The organism is Enterococcus sp. S86.2 (genome assembly GCF_059834485.2).
Genome location: NZ_CM206813.1, coordinates 630,995 through 645,065, shown reverse-complemented (window position 1 = coordinate 645,065; position 14,071 = coordinate 630,995). Strand labels below are relative to the sequence as shown.

12 protein-coding genes and 1 riboswitch are annotated in these 14,071 nt (G+C 37.5%); of the genes, 2 read left to right on the top strand and 10 right to left on the bottom strand.

Annotated features, from left to right (window positions below):
* Positions 1–88: 88 nt before the first annotated feature.
* On the bottom strand, positions 89–832 hold the full coding sequence (locus AC6R0T_RS02860) for an oxidoreductase (RefSeq protein WP_303753850.1): 744 nt from the start codon (positions 830–832) through the stop codon (positions 89–91).
* Between the two features lie 185 nt (positions 833–1,017).
* Here AC6R0T_RS02860 and AC6R0T_RS02855 point away from each other — a divergent pair, with 185 nt between their 5' ends.
* The gene (locus AC6R0T_RS02855; protein WP_303753849.1) at positions 1,018–1,857 is read left to right on the top strand and encodes an aldo/keto reductase; all 840 of its coding nucleotides are present in this window, start codon (positions 1,018–1,020) and stop codon (positions 1,855–1,857) included.
* 114 nt (positions 1,858–1,971) lie between these two features.
* Here AC6R0T_RS02855 and AC6R0T_RS02850 read toward each other — a convergent pair whose 3' ends face one another.
* From AC6R0T_RS02850 to AC6R0T_RS02830, 5 genes are all read right to left on the bottom strand, one after another.
* Positions 1,972–2,757 (bottom strand): Cof-type HAD-IIB family hydrolase, encoded by a 786-nt coding sequence (locus tag AC6R0T_RS02850; protein ID WP_230710138.1) that lies wholly within the window; start codon positions 2,755–2,757, stop codon positions 1,972–1,974.
* Positions 2,758–2,996: 239 nt separating this feature from the next.
* The gene (locus AC6R0T_RS02845) at positions 2,997–4,142 is read right to left on the bottom strand and encodes a hypothetical protein (protein ID WP_303753848.1); all 1,146 of its coding nucleotides are present in this window, start codon (positions 4,140–4,142) and stop codon (positions 2,997–2,999) included.
* 15 nt (positions 4,143–4,157) lie between these two features.
* A complete protein-coding gene (locus tag AC6R0T_RS02840; protein WP_230710142.1) occupies positions 4,158–4,673 on the bottom strand; it encodes a hypothetical protein in 516 nt (171 codons plus the stop codon).
* Between the two features lie 221 nt (positions 4,674–4,894).
* Entirely contained in the window at positions 4,895–5,860 is a 966-nt protein-coding gene (locus AC6R0T_RS02835) for an AEC family transporter (RefSeq protein WP_206902340.1), read from the bottom strand.
* An 18-nt stretch (positions 5,861–5,878) separates the two neighbouring features.
* A complete protein-coding gene (locus AC6R0T_RS02830; protein WP_303753847.1) occupies positions 5,879–7,501 on the bottom strand; it encodes a malolactic enzyme in 1,623 nt (540 codons plus the stop codon).
* Positions 7,502–7,660: 159 nt separating this feature from the next.
* Between AC6R0T_RS02830 and AC6R0T_RS02825 the strand changes: the two genes are divergently transcribed.
* Complete coding sequence (locus AC6R0T_RS02825; protein ID WP_303753846.1) at positions 7,661–8,572, top strand: LysR family transcriptional regulator; 912 nt, start codon at positions 7,661–7,663, stop codon at positions 8,570–8,572.
* Between the two features lie 36 nt (positions 8,573–8,608).
* On the opposite strand, the gene AC6R0T_RS02820 is transcribed toward AC6R0T_RS02825, so the two are convergent.
* The 4 genes from AC6R0T_RS02820 to AC6R0T_RS02805 form a co-directional block, all read right to left on the bottom strand.
* Positions 8,609–8,932 carry a hypothetical protein gene (locus tag AC6R0T_RS02820; protein ID WP_206902337.1) on the bottom strand — a complete coding sequence of 108 codons (324 nt, stop codon included), beginning with the start codon at positions 8,930–8,932 and terminating at the stop codon, positions 8,609–8,611.
* Between the two features lie 9 nt (positions 8,933–8,941).
* Positions 8,942–9,036, bottom strand: a riboswitch (SAM riboswitch).
* A 55-nt stretch (positions 9,037–9,091) separates the two neighbouring features.
* Positions 9,092–9,559 (bottom strand): flavodoxin domain-containing protein, encoded by a 468-nt coding sequence (locus AC6R0T_RS02815; RefSeq protein ID WP_303753845.1) that lies wholly within the window; start codon positions 9,557–9,559, stop codon positions 9,092–9,094.
* Between the two features lie 259 nt (positions 9,560–9,818).
* The gene (locus AC6R0T_RS02810; protein ID WP_206902335.1) at positions 9,819–11,666 is read right to left on the bottom strand and encodes an ABC transporter ATP-binding protein; all 1,848 of its coding nucleotides are present in this window, start codon (positions 11,664–11,666) and stop codon (positions 9,819–9,821) included.
* Positions 11,667–11,678: 12 nt separating this feature from the next.
* Positions 11,679–14,069 (bottom strand): ABC transporter ATP-binding protein, encoded by a 2,391-nt coding sequence (locus AC6R0T_RS02805; protein WP_303753844.1) that lies wholly within the window; start codon positions 14,067–14,069, stop codon positions 11,679–11,681.
* Positions 14,070–14,071 lie beyond the last annotated feature (2 nt).

The window sequence follows — 14,071 nt, the reverse complement described above, 5'->3', positions numbered from 1 at the left end:
TACAGCAACGACAATCATAGAACAGTCGTTACTGTATTTTTGCATGCTGGCTAGTATTTTAAATAAAATAGACTAGCATCACAGACACTCACATCGCCTTTTCAATTTTGTCTTGTTGAAGAATAATTCCCTGCAATTTCTTTGCTTGTAATTGAATATTCGTCAATCCTTTGACGGTCTTCATTTCCACTATCGGCACAACAATCTCTTTAGCTGCAAGATAGTCTCCAGCCAGCAAGAGTTCTTTGGCCGCCAACAACTCTTTTTGCAATGACTCTTCTTTCGTAGCTACTGCCGTTTCAAATTCCAAAGCCAAGGTATTGCGTTCTTGGCAAATAGTAACCAAATGCGCTGCTTGATCACAAGCTTTATTTAAAATTACCAATTCACTTTCAGCTTTTACCAAATCGTTTTGTCTCAGAGCTGCTTGTAATTCCGTCAGATTATTATGAAAGGCCTTTTTCTCCTCCTGAAGTTCTGCAACTTTTTCTTGCATCGCTCTAGCCTGTGCTTTTAATTCAGCGGAGCCTTTGGGGATGCGCAAAATCTTTTTACTTTGTGCGGTCACAAAATCAACGTCTAGATCTTGCCCTTTAAGTGCCAGCGCAGGCTCTAACTGCGCTTTATAAGCCAGGGCCTCCTCATCATTTTTTTTAAGAAAAAGAGCCCGTTCCACGTTAATCGCTGCATTACGATAATCCTTTTTTTCAATCGCTGCCTCTGCAGCTGCGAGTGAATCATGGTACAGCTGCTTACTTTGATACAAAAAGTAGCCGTAAGCACCACTTGCTAACACAAGTAACGTTCCCAACAAGAGAAATATCTTCTTCATTTTCGCACCCTCTCTTTCATTCCACTCATTTTTTTCTAATCTAATTGTAACGATTATTAAAAAAGATGACAAGGAAAGTGATGATCACTTTGACTATAAAAGATTAATCAGCCACGACCTATCATTTCACTCAAAATCAATTTAGTGGTAAGTTAAAAAAAAGCACATTTTAAGGAGGAAAAATCATGACAGTACCAAATCTTGTTTTAAACGATGGAAATTATATTCCTGCTCTTGGTTTTGGGACGTATAAAATTCGTGGCGATCATGGCATGCAACAAATTCTAAGTGCCATTCGTGATGGCTATCGTGCGCTTGATACTTCCACAAACTATGATAATGAGGGCATTGTTGGTGAAGCTATTAGACGCTCTGGTATACCAAGAGCAGAATTTTTTGTCACTTCAAAGTTGCCGGGAAAATATCATCATTACGAAGATGCTTTATTGTCAATTCAAGAGTCCTTACGTCGGATGGGATTGGATTATTTTGACCTTTTTCTAATTCACTGGCCTTTACCAAAAAGAGGGCTTTATCATGAAGCCTGGCAAGCACTCGTTACCGCACAAAAAATGGGCTTAGTTCGTTCCATCGGGGTTTCCAATTTTGAGCCAGAGCATTTGGACAAAATTATTGCAGATACACAAGTGACACCTGCAGTTAATCAAATCGAGCTTCATCCTTATTGGACACAAGAAAAAATGCTCGCAGAAAATAAAAAACGCGGTATTATTACGGAAGCTTGGAGTCCGCTAGGTCGGGCTAGCACTTCTTTAAAAGAACCCTTAATTCAAGATTTAGCGAAAAAATACAATAAAAATGCCGGTCAAATCATCTTACGTTGGCATTATGAACGAGGGATCATCCCAATTCCCAAAGCAAGTTCATTAATTCATCAACGATTAAATCTTGATATTTTTGATTTTGCTTTAATGCCAAATGAGATCGCGGCAATTACAGCTTTAAATAAGCCCGACGGTCGGATTAACGACCAAGATCCTAACGAATACGAAGAGTTTGAATAAAATATAAAACACCTGCTGATATTTATGCTTAAATGTAGCGACCGCTAAAGATTAGATCTTAGTCTAATTTTTGAGGTAGCTACAAAAAACATAAACTTCAAGCAGGTGTTTTCTTTATTTAACTAGCCCTAGCATCTCACACGCATGCCAAATCCCGTCATCTCCGACTCTTTTGGTTACAAACTTCGCTTTAGCTTTTAGCGCTTGGCAGGCATTTCCCATCGCGACCGGATAACCGACAGCATCAAACATCGCCAAATCATTTTCCTCATCACCAAAAGCCAAGGCTTCTTCTGGTTGAATGTTTAATTTTTCCAATATTTCATGTACACCCGTTGCCTTTGAAACTTGAGCTAAGTGAACATCCATTACGACTGGTGCCACTTTTTCAGCTATCAGTAAATTATTTTCCACTTGGATATAGTTACGATCTTCCATGCGGACAATTAACTGAATAACATCTTGCGGTAATTCTTGAATATCTTTAACATATTCAATATATTTTGCAGCAGCATCTTCTGTCGCAACTTCCATACTTGTTGCTAAAAAACGTTCCGGTGTTTCAATAATGTAACGAATTTTCTGCCGATCAAATTCCGCCATCGTCGCTTTCAATGTTTGCTGATCGATTGGATGAAGCGCTAGCTCTGCTCCTTTATACAAAACCTGTGTACCATTAGAAGCAACTAAACTTTCTACCCCCAACTCTGCTGCAAATTCCCGCAGCATCAAATGATTTCGCCCTGACGCAATGACAGGCTCAATCCCATTTTGCTTTAGTTGCCGTAATGCTTCTTTAGCTGATGCTGGAATTCTTTGCAAAATTCCCATCTCATGGGGCAATTCATTGTCAGCTAGTGTTCCATCAATATCAAAAAATGCAATTTTAAATTGTGTCATAGTAAACCTCTTTCTACTTTCTCTTATTTCAATTTTATCAGTTAATGAAAGAGATTACATCGGGAAATAGAAAATAAACTTAAGAACAAAGAGTGTTCCTAAGTTTATTTTTTTACTGCTTAGCTGAGCCATTTCCATGCCCTGGCGTATAATTTGCTGCTTCAGCTTCTGTAATTAGACGAAAATTACCAGGATTTTTTACTTGCCCGTAAGTTTTGCTACTTTCTACCTTTAAGAACTTATAACCTGGTGGTGCTTGGAATTGGGGCCGGTATTTCATTATTTGCTGCGGCGTTTTCCCCTTTTTGTACCTGTGCTGCTTTTTGTTGCTCTGCCTTTTCTTGTGCTTCTTTACGTTTCGCGGCTTTCTTTCTAGCAGCTTCTTCTGCTTTGCGCTTTGCTTCTATTTTGCGCTCATTACTTACTTTATACGAACTATCATAATTTGTTTTTAAGGCTGTATAGTTACTGGATAAATCCCCCGGTTGGTAATTTTTTAGGCCCAGTGCGTCATTTAGTGCTGTCCTGACTTGGTTTAATTCTGTTTTTTCAGTGGGATTTAAGTCCCCTTTAGCTAATAATTCATTTGCAGCTTGAATTAACTTACGTGCGACTTCTTCATTTTCACTAAAATCTTGTTCGGTATCTTTTGCCCGGTCTTGTAATGTAAAAAGTAGGCTATTAGAAGCTTCGCGCCGACTTTGCAGCGTTATTAGATCATCAGCATCTTTAAAATATTTTTCGTTTTCTTTTTGTAGTTTTCCTAATTCATTTTTATCTGTTTTAGCTAAAAATTTATTTTTTTGTAGTGCCACAGCTGCTTGGTTATCAACTTTTAGATTCGCAACGAAATTTTTCATTTCAGTTTGGTTATCTGACATTTTTTCTGCTAATGCTGTTGTTTTTTTAGCCAGTTGCCGCACTGGTTTTACCTTTTTCGGTGCGGCAATTTCAGCAAGCTCTGTTGCCAGAACTTCAACTTGCTGCTCATCTGCTTTCTCAATGAAAACTTCCTGACTTTTTTTCGTTAACATACCTAATTCGTCAATTATCTTGTTATATTCGTGAGCTGCTGTTTTGGCTTCATTTATTTCTAGCCTACTATTAATTTTTGCGAGTAATTTTTTTTGTTGCTTAATTTTATCTTGTAGTGAATCACGATTTTCTTTAGTTTTGGCTTCATCAAAAGCGACCACTGTTTGTTTTAATTCGTTTTTATCTTGTGGCGTAATAAATTCTGAAGCAATCGCTTTTTGTACTTTTTGTTCTTGTTTAGCCTGTGTATCATAAACTTCTTGGTAAGCGCTGGCATTCATCCCCGTTGCGACAAAGCCGGCACTCATAAATGCCAGTACTACTCCGATAACATCGCGTTTTAACTTCATATGTATTTCCCCTTTTTACACCAAGTCTTGTTTGCGGTTTTCAATCGAATTTCGATACCATTGCAAGGAAATCTCGATATCTTCTTTTAGTTGTTGGTCGTAGGCAATATAATTATAGTAAGCGGTAATTTCGCCAATAATCTCATTCAAATCAGCAATTGCTTGCGCGTCATCTGTAGTATTTTTATTTTTTAACCTAGCAAATAATTGGCCCGCTTCGTAATCAAAGTAATGCTTTAATTGATAATCAACAAAGAAAACCAGCACGTCATTTTGTAAAATTTCAGGCTGATAATTTTGCAAGAATTCGATCAATTGATGATAATATTCACTTTCTGGCTTCATTTTCTTCATTTGGAATAAAACAATCCCCATTGCAATTACGTACCAGATAAACGGACTAATTCGAAATATATCCAGTGCTGCAATAAAACTTGCCACGCCTAATAAAAGCGCAGATAAAAGAATAAGTTTTGTTAAATAGCGTTTTTTATTCTTATATAGCGATAAAATATAATAGTACTCGCTCATTTTTTACTCCTCCAATTCACTTTATTTTTTTATTTAATTTCATTGTAGCTTATCCTTTAAAATAAAAGCAAAAAATAAAATAATTATTTAATAATTGAATTTGAACTGTCTATTTTAACAACAAAAAAACTCAAACACGCAAGCTCTTCTTACTGCTCCTGAATCAAGCATAAAAATAGCGCTGTGTTTGAGTTTATTTCAACTTTATGATCTTACTTTTACTAGATATATTGCACGATTGTCATTAAAATTGGGACAACGACAACAAATAAGATGGTACTGGTAGTGACTAGATTTGTGGCGTATTTAACATCTCCATGGGCATCTGCTGCCAAAATTGGCAAGACCGCTAACATTGGTGTTGCCGATTGAACGACTAGTGTTTGTTTCAGCAAGCTGACCAAGTGAATGCCAAACATAGAAGACCCCAAGCTGATTAATCCAATTAAAATAATCGGTGACAAAACAAAGCGACCAATTAAAGCAACCACGGTATCGCGGTCAAAGCGGATACTTTTTAATCCAGCATCATATAAGACAATCCCGATATAAAGTAGCGACAATGGTGTCACGATACCTCCAATGTAACCAAGCGTTGCATTTATAAAACTTGGTACTGGAATGCTAAAGATCAAAAAGATTAGTGCCACAATAAAGCCTAATAAAGGTGGTGGCAGTAACTTTTTCCAATTCAATTTTGCTTTACTACTACCTTTTTCCTTCGTTGGATCATCATTGGAAATTAAGAACACACCAAAGGCCCAAGTCGACACCGTATTGGTAACATAATAAACCAAAAAGTAAGGCAAAGCTTTTTCCCCAAAAAGGGCGATGTTTAATGGTAAGCCAATAAATATCGTGTTGGCATTTACCACTGCATTCATAAAAATCCCTCGTCGTCCCGGCCGGATCTTCATAATTTTAACTAACAGATACGCGATAAGATAGCCAATTACAACTCCTAAGAGGGGAAATAATAAACTCCCTGACAAAGAAATCAAACTGTCTTTAGTTAAATACTTTAAAACCGAGACAAAAATTGAAGCAGGCAGGGCTACTTTTGTAATTAGTCCTGAAATATTTTTGCCAAAATTCTCGTCAAACCAACCTTGTCTTTTCAAAATATAGCCCAAAGCAATCATCAAAATAATGCTAATGACACTTTGAATAGATTGGAAGAAAACCACAATAAACCCTTCTCTCTTTTAATATTCAGGAATCCATTTTGTTGCTTTAACAGCAGTTTTAATGTCGCTGATTTCTTCTTTATTTAGTTTTTGATCTAAAACACTTTGACCAACTACTTCGGCGATTTTTTCAGAAAATGCTGCTAATTTTGCTACTGGTGGTAAAACAGGTGCGCCAGGTCGTGTCGTATCTACGATTCCGCCTAAAGCATGACTTGCTTGGGATAACATTTCTCCATTTACACGACTGGCGGTAGAGGCGATGATCCCCAAACCAAGACCTGGATACATTAGTGCATTGTTGGCTTGACCAATTTGATAAGTAACACCATTATATTCCACGTCTTTTGCTGGAATACCAGTTCCAATTAAGGCTTTCCCATCCGTCCATTTAATCAAGTCTGCTGCAGTTGCTTCAGCTAATTTTGTTGGATTTGATAATGGAAAAATAACTGGACGTTTGGTGTGAGCAGCCATTTCTTTCACAATACTTTCGGTAAAAGCACCTGGTTGTGTGGAAGTTCCAATCATAACCGTAGGGTGAATAGCCTTCACCACATTTTCTAAATTGGTTAAATCCAAATCAGTAGAAAATTCACTCCGTTTACGGGCAAAAGCTTTTTGTCCATTGGTTAAATCAGCTGTATCTTCAAATAATAGACCTTGTTTATCCACCAAATAAAAACGGGCACGCGCTTGTTCTTCACTTAAACCTGCCCGCATTAGCTCATCTAACAATTGGTTGGCAATTCCAACACCGGCCGTACCAGCACCAAAGGTTAGAAAAATTTGATCGCTTAATTTTTCTTGGGAAATATTCATCGCTCCTAAAACACCTGCCAAAACCACAATACCAGTACCTTGAATATCATCGTTAAAGGTTGTGATTTTATCTTGGTATTTTTCTAAAATTGTGGCAGCATTGCTACGGCCAAAATCTTCCCAGTGTAACAACAGTTCTGGAAATAATTTTGTAGCGGCCTGAACAAATTTATCAACAAAATCCATATATTTTTCACCATAAATCCGTTGGTGTTTATTGCCAAGATACAAAGGATCGTTTAACAATTTTTCATTATTTGTTCCCGCATCTAACGAAACAGGTAATACTTGGCTTGGATCAATTCCTGCAGCGGCGGTGTAAACCATTAATTTACCAATGGCGATATCCACACCATTGACACCCCAATCTCCCATGCCCAAAATACCTTCTGCATCCGTTACAACGATTAAGCGAATATCGCGGCCTGCAGCAGCATTTTTTAAACTTGCTTCGATATCTTCTGGTGCATCAATCGATAAAAAAGCTGCATCTTGAGGTTCAACGAATAATTCATTGTATTGTTCAATCGAATCTGCCACCGTTGGATCGTAAACAATTGGCATAAATTCCACGATATGTTGTCCCATCAATTTGTAAAACAATGTGCGGTTCGTATTAAAAATGTTCATTAGAAAAATCCGCTTTTCCAAATCACTAGGTTTACTTAAATATTGTGCATAAGTTTGAACTGCTTGCTCTTCTAGCGTTTGAATACGACTTGGCAGCATCCCAGTTAAACCTAATTTTTCACGCTCAACTTTAGTAAAAGCTGTTCCTTTGTTTAAAAATGGATTGTTTAAAATTTCCATACCTTTCATTTTGAAAGCCTCCTCTTAATTTTGCGGTTATCCCTCGTTGACAATGACAAGGTTAATCCTTATTCCTTGCTATAGTCAAAAGCTGCAGTTATGATAAATTTAATTTATATGATAAGACTATCAAGAACTATCCATTCCAAGCAAATAGGAGGCTTTATCATGAATATTCGTGACTTAGAATACTTTCAACGCCTAGCTTTAGAAAAAAATTATTCTAAAGTAGCCGACTTTTACCATGTTAGCCAACCGACGATTACTTATGCCGTTAAACGCTTAGAAACTGAGCTAAATGTCAGTTTGGTCAATCGCAATCAGGCTCACAAAAATATCACCTTGACCTCAGCCGGTCGCCAATTTTTATTACATGTAAATAGTATTTTGCGGGAGTTGCGAATTGCCAAACAAGAGATGACACATTTCACGGCAAAAAAATTGCCTTTGGGATTGCCACCGATTATCGGCAATTATTATTTTCCAAAATTATCTCCGAAACTTTTACAAGCAGATATCCTTCCCCATCTCATTATTCAACGAGAAGGTTCTGAAAACTTATTACGCCAAATCAAATTAGGCCGTCTGGATGTTGGCTTAATCGGCTCTTTAGATGCCATTCATGAAGATTCTTTAAATACCGAAATCTTAACTAAGAAAAAATTCAAGATTGTGGCTGCACCAACACACCCACTAGCTACCAAGAAAACAGTAGCTTTCGCTGACTTGGGGGATGAAAAATTTTTATTACTAAGTGAACAATATGTACATCACCATGCCTTTGCTCGCTTAAGCAAAAGTAGTAACACAGATCCAAAAATTATTTATCAAAGTGATGATTTGGATATCTTAAAAGGTATGATTAAGTCTGGCATGGGAATCGGCTTTTTAGCTGAACTTGCCGTTAGTCCTGATGATAACTTAGTAACGATTGACTTATCGGATTTAACACAGCCGCAATTTCTGATTTCTCTCGTCCATCGCAACAGCAGTATCGTAACGCCAATTATGGAGGAATTATTGGCATTAATTCGGCAAGTTGTCACTGAAGATGAAAATAAAAAAGTTCAAAAAGACTAAAATCCATGTCTTTTTGAACTTTTTTGATAGATTGCTTTATTTTCTAGGTCTAAAGGGAACTACATTATCCGGCAAATGCTCTGGCGGAATTGGCGTTCTGTTATTACTTGAGAGAAAATTGTTAGCACTTTTCTCCGGTTGAAGTAGCCGCGCCTTCATTTGTTCAAGTTCTCGTTTTCCTTCTTCTTTTTCTTCTGCCATTTGTTCTTTAATCGCAACTATATCAGCGGGATCAATCGTTAAATGCTGATACTTTTCCTTAAGGTGATGAAAAGCCATGGCTTCAGCAAAACACTTCGGGCCACCACATGCGACAATTTTCAAATACGTTGCATACTGTCCTGTAAATCTTTTTTTCATCTTAAATTCCTCCTATCTTTCCTTTGGGCAGGATGGAGCACCTTGCTTTTAGCAGGTTGCTGAAGCATCATAGAGCCTGTTCTCTCAGCTTCTCGTGATAGATGAGTTCAGTATAACATAAATTTTTTAAATTTTTTTTAACAATATTCGATTGCAGACTTAACTAAATATCTTAGCTAATTCGTCAATTTTTTCATGCTTAAGCAGATTAGTATAATTGGTTAATCCCGCTACCTTTTTTATAATAAGTCTACTAAAAAAAGGACATTGTTTCGGATCATAAATACCACCCACAAATGTTTTTATAGTGGCGTGTTGTAATAATTCTGTAGGAAAATTTTGCTCAAAAACTTCTGTCGCCTTTTCTGGCTGTAGCCCACAAAGAAATAATCCCAGTCTATATTGTTTCAATTCTTCTTGATAGGTTGTCATAAAAGTTTTCATTTCTTTACTAATCATGCCGGCAGTTACAGGCGAGCCGATAATGATTGTCTGATACATTTTCAATTCATTGAAATCAGTTCCTTTTAAAGGGAGTGCAACAGCATCAGGAATCTTTGCAGCAAGTTGTGTGGCAACTTGTTTTGTCGTCCCCTGTTTTGTCGTGTAAACAATTGCAGTCTTCATATTTTCTCTCTATTCATCAGTATTTTGTACTATTTTATTATACCAAATAATTTTGTAGACTTATTTTCTGAACTTTCGTGATTATTTTATTCTAGTCATCACTTTCCTGATTAACTATACTAACGCTAAATTTTGTTTCGTGTTTTATAAATCATTTTAGAAAAATTGATTTAAACGATCCTTGTCATAAAAAAACGTCCCACACTTAAACAATTAAGTTAAGTGTGGGGCGTCATTGTATTTCTAAATAAATTTTAATCTAGCCTGCCAACTCTTCAAATTGAGAATTGTAAAGTTGTGCGTAGTAGCCACCTTTGGCTAATAATTCTTCGTGGGTACCTTGTTCTTTGATATCCCCATCTTGCATGTAAAGAATTTTATCGGCATCTTTAATTGTCGATAAGCGGTGGGCGATAACAAAGGAAGTTCGTCCGGCCATTAAATTGTTCATAGCATTTTGAATTAAGACTTCTGTCCGTGTATCAACAGAAGATGTCGCTTCATCTAAAATCAAAATTGGTTTATCGGCTAAGATTGCTCGGGCAATGGTTAACAATTGTTTTTGTCCTTGGGAGATGTTAGAAGATTCTTCGTTTAACTCCATGTTGTAGCCACCAGGCAATGTTTCAATAAAGTGATGAACATGAGCTGCTTTTGCTGCTGCGTAAACTTCTTCATCTGTTGCATCTAAGTTCCCATAACGTAAGTTGTCCATAATGGTTCCTTTAAACAACCACGTATCTTGTAGGACCATCCCGATATTTTCCCGTAAGTCGGCACGATTGAAATCGCGAATATCATGCCCATCAATTTTAATGGCACCTGAATTCACATCGTAAAAACGCATCAACAATTTGACCATTGTTGTTTTACCAGCACCAGTTGGTCCAACAATGGCAACAGTTTGCCCAGGATCAACATGACTGCTGAAATCGTTAATGATGATTTTATCTGGTGTGTAACCAAAGTGTACATGTTCAAAGTCCACTTCACCTTTAACTTTACCGATCTTCACTGGATTTTCGACTGTTTGTGCTTCTTCTTCTTCACCTAAGAATTCAAAAACACGTTCAGCTGCGGCTGCCATAGATTGCAGCATATTCGAAACTTGTGCCAATTGGGCAATAGGTTGTGTCAAGTTACGAACGTATTGGATAAACGCTTGAATATCCCCAACGGTAATTGTACCGTTATACGCCAAGATACCCCCGATAATCGCGACTGCAACATAACCTAAGTTACCAACAAAGTTCATAATCGGTTGCATCAAACCTGAAAGAAATTGTGATTTCCAAGCAGATTTAAAAAGAATGTCATTTTGTTCTTTGAATTCATTCAACGCATTTTCTTCATCGTTAAATAGATGAACAATATTGTAACCACCGACAGTTTCTTCTACTTGACCATTAATTTTACCTAAATATTTTTGTTGCGTAGCAAAATATTTTTGTGAGTATTTTACGACAACCATAATTAGGAGTAACGAAATGGGTACGATCAAAATAGAGATACCAGTCATTTTAACAGAGATCGATAACATCATGATGATTACACCAATAATAGTAAAAGTTGACGTAATCAACTGCGTAACCGATTGGTTTAAAGATTGTCCCAGCGTATCCACATCATTTGTGATACGGGATAAAACTTCACCAGTTGTCCGGCTTTCAAAGTAATTCATTGGCATCCGGTTGATTTTCTCAGAAATTTCTTTACGCATACGATAGGTAACTTTTTGCGTGACCGTGGACATAATCCAACCTTGCATCACACCAAATAGTGCAGCTACTAAGTACAAACCTAACATGAAGAGTAAAATTTGACCGATTTTATCAAAGTTGATGCCGCCGGTACCTTGATATTTTTTAATTAAACCATTAAAAAGTTCTGTAATGGCTTTGGATAAGATTTTTGGTCCCCAAATATTGAAAACAGTTGATGCTGCCGCGAATATCATGACGAACAAGACAGCAATCTTATAATTTGCCATATAGGAGACTAATTTTTTGATAGTACCTTTGAAGTCTTTGGCTTTTTCGCCACCGGCCATACCGCCGCCCATTGGTCCATGTCCGCCCCGCGGACGTTGTTGTTTACTTTCTGCCATTTTCTTCGCCTCCTATTCTGCTTCCAAACCTAATTCAGCATTACTCAATTGTGATGAAGCAATTTCTTGATAAACAGCAGATGTTTCCATCAATTCATCATGTGTACCTTGCGCCACAATCCGACCTTCATTTAAAACGATAATATTGTCAGCATTCAAAATAGTAGAAATTTTTTGTGCCACAATAATTTGGGTAATATCTTTAACATTTTCTGCTAATGCGCGTCGCAGTGCAACATCGGTTTTATTATCCAAAGCAGAAAGTGAATCGTCAAAAATCAAAATTTTCGGATCTTTTGCTAACGCACGTGCAATGGACAAGCGTTGTTTTTGACCACCAGAAACGTTTGTCCCACCTTGTGAGATGGCACGATCATAACCGTCATCATTGGAGTCGATGAATTCTTCTGCTTGGGCAATCATCGCAGCTTTTTTCATTTGTTCGTCTGTAATACCTTCCACATCACCAAATTTAATATTAGATTTAATATCGCCAGAGAATAAAATTCCTTTTTGCGGTACAAACCCGATTAAATCATGTAATTTATGCAAACTCATTTGGCGAATGTCTACGCCATCAATGGTAATGCGACCAGTCGAAACATCAAACAACCGGGGAATCAAGTTGACAACCGTTGACTTACCAGAACCCGTGGAACCGATTAAAGCTGTTGTTTGCCCAGGTTTAGCAGTGAAATTCAAATGATGCAGCACATCTTCATCTGCATCTGGGTAACGGAATGTTACACCTTCGAATTTTACTTCCCCATTAAAGTCGTGATCATCTTGTGGTTGTTCAGGATTAGTAATTGTTGGTTTTGTTTCTAAGACTTCGTCAACACGACCAGCAGATACGTTAGCACGTGGTAAAATAATTGAAACCATTGAAAGCATCATAAAGGCCATTACGATTTGCATTGTATACGTAATAAAGGCCATCATATCCCCAACTTGTAATTGTCCGGCATCCATATTGTGACCGCCGACCCAAACGATTAAAACAGAAATACCATTCATCAACAACATCATAATTGGCATCATAATAGACATCGCCCGGTTAACGAACATTTGCGTTTTCATTAGGTCTGTATTGGCACCATCAAAACGTTTTTCTTCGTATTTTTCACGGGAGAAGGCCCGAATAACTGGTAAACCAGTAATGATTTCACGGGAAACTAAGTTCACCCGGTCGACCAGTTTTTGCAAGCTTTTGAATTTTGGCATTGTAAAACCAAGTAAAGTCAAAACTAAAATCAAGACTAAACCAACGGCAACACCAATAATCCAGCCCATACCAGTACCTGTTTTATATACTTCGTAAATCCCACCTAAACCTAATATCGGTGCGTACAGTACCATCCGAATTGTCATAACCAAACCCATTTGGATTTGTTGAATATCATTTGTACTGCGCGTGATTAAGGAAGCTGGTGAGAATTTTTCCATTTCAGCATTTGAAAATTGTAAAATCTGATTGAATTGTCCCACCCGCAAATTTTTACCAACAGAAGAAGAAACCAAGGAAGCAATTAGACCAACTAAAATTGCAGCGGCAGCAGAGATTAACGTCAAAATAATCATTTGCGTACCTTTTTTCACCATATAATCAGTTTGAATTTGTTTAGTATCTTTATTCAAGGCTTTATACTCGGCTAATGTCAATTGGACTCCAACTGTTTTCATGGAATCACTTCCCATATCGCCAAGCTCGTCTTTGGTTTCTTTTCTTGCAGCTGCTAATTTTGCTGGCATCGCATCATTGGTTTTTTTCAACTCGTTTCCAAGTTCTTGGGCCTCGGCACCTTTGGCTTTGGCTTCATCCCCAAGTTTTTGGGCCTCGGCACCTTTTTCTTGGGCGGTTGCCATATCACCACCTGCTGCAGCTTGTTGAGCTTGGGCTGCGGCTTGTTGGGCTTGTTGTCCCAATGTTTTAGCTTCGTTACCAAGTGCTTGGGCTTTTTTGCCGTCTGTGCCTAATTTTTGGTAGGTCGTTAAAATTTCTTTGGCAGCATTCCCGTCTTTTGAATCTTTGGCTTGAGAAGAAGCCAGCATCATCATTGGCAATTCAAAAATCTTGGCCAATTTTTCTTTTGTCATACCATCTTTTAAATCAAGATTGTAAACATCAACTTTTTTACCATCTACTGTTTTTGTAGTGGCTTTATAATTTTCTTTAATCGTATCTTTTTCAGCATCCGTCATAAATAACTCGATAGCTGATAGCGTGGACTTGCGAATTGTTTCTGGTGTCGCAGTTTCTAGTCCTCCTTGTTGAATACCTACGTCGACGATGTCTGACGTAATACTTGGTAATGTCAAATCACTATGCGCTTGGATTCCTAAAAGTACCAGTGCTGCTAGGATTGCATACCAATATTTTCCCAGATATTTAAATAATTTCACGT

What these genes read in the sequence shown, in the direction of transcription:
- AC6R0T_RS02860 (WP_303753850.1), bottom strand. Translation starts at nt 832, where the DNA reads ATGAAGAAGATATTTCTCTTGTTGGGAACGTTACTTGTGTTAGCAAGT.
- AC6R0T_RS02855 (WP_303753849.1), top strand. Translation starts at nt 1,018, where the DNA reads ATGACAGTACCAAATCTTGTTTTAAACGATGGAAATTATATTCCTGCT.
- AC6R0T_RS02850 (WP_230710138.1), bottom strand. Translation starts at nt 2,757, where the DNA reads ATGACACAATTTAAAATTGCATTTTTTGATATTGATGGAACACTAGCT.
- AC6R0T_RS02845 (WP_303753848.1), bottom strand. Translation starts at nt 4,142, where the DNA reads ATGAAGTTAAAACGCGATGTTATCGGAGTAGTACTGGCATTTATGAGT.
- AC6R0T_RS02840 (WP_230710142.1), bottom strand. Translation starts at nt 4,673, where the DNA reads ATGAGCGAGTACTATTATATTTTATCGCTATATAAGAATAAAAAACGC.
- AC6R0T_RS02830 (WP_303753847.1), bottom strand. Translation starts at nt 7,501, where the DNA reads ATGAAAGGTATGGAAATTTTAAACAATCCATTTTTAAACAAAGGAACA.
- AC6R0T_RS02825 (WP_303753846.1), top strand. Translation starts at nt 7,661, where the DNA reads ATGAATATTCGTGACTTAGAATACTTTCAACGCCTAGCTTTAGAAAAA.
- AC6R0T_RS02820 (WP_206902337.1), bottom strand. Translation starts at nt 8,932, where the DNA reads ATGAAAAAAAGATTTACAGGACAGTATGCAACGTATTTGAAAATTGTC.
- AC6R0T_RS02815 (WP_303753845.1), bottom strand. Translation starts at nt 9,559, where the DNA reads ATGAAGACTGCAATTGTTTACACGACAAAACAGGGGACGACAAAACAA.
- AC6R0T_RS02810 (WP_206902335.1), bottom strand. Translation starts at nt 11,666, where the DNA reads ATGGCAGAAAGTAAACAACAACGTCCGCGGGGCGGACATGGACCAATG.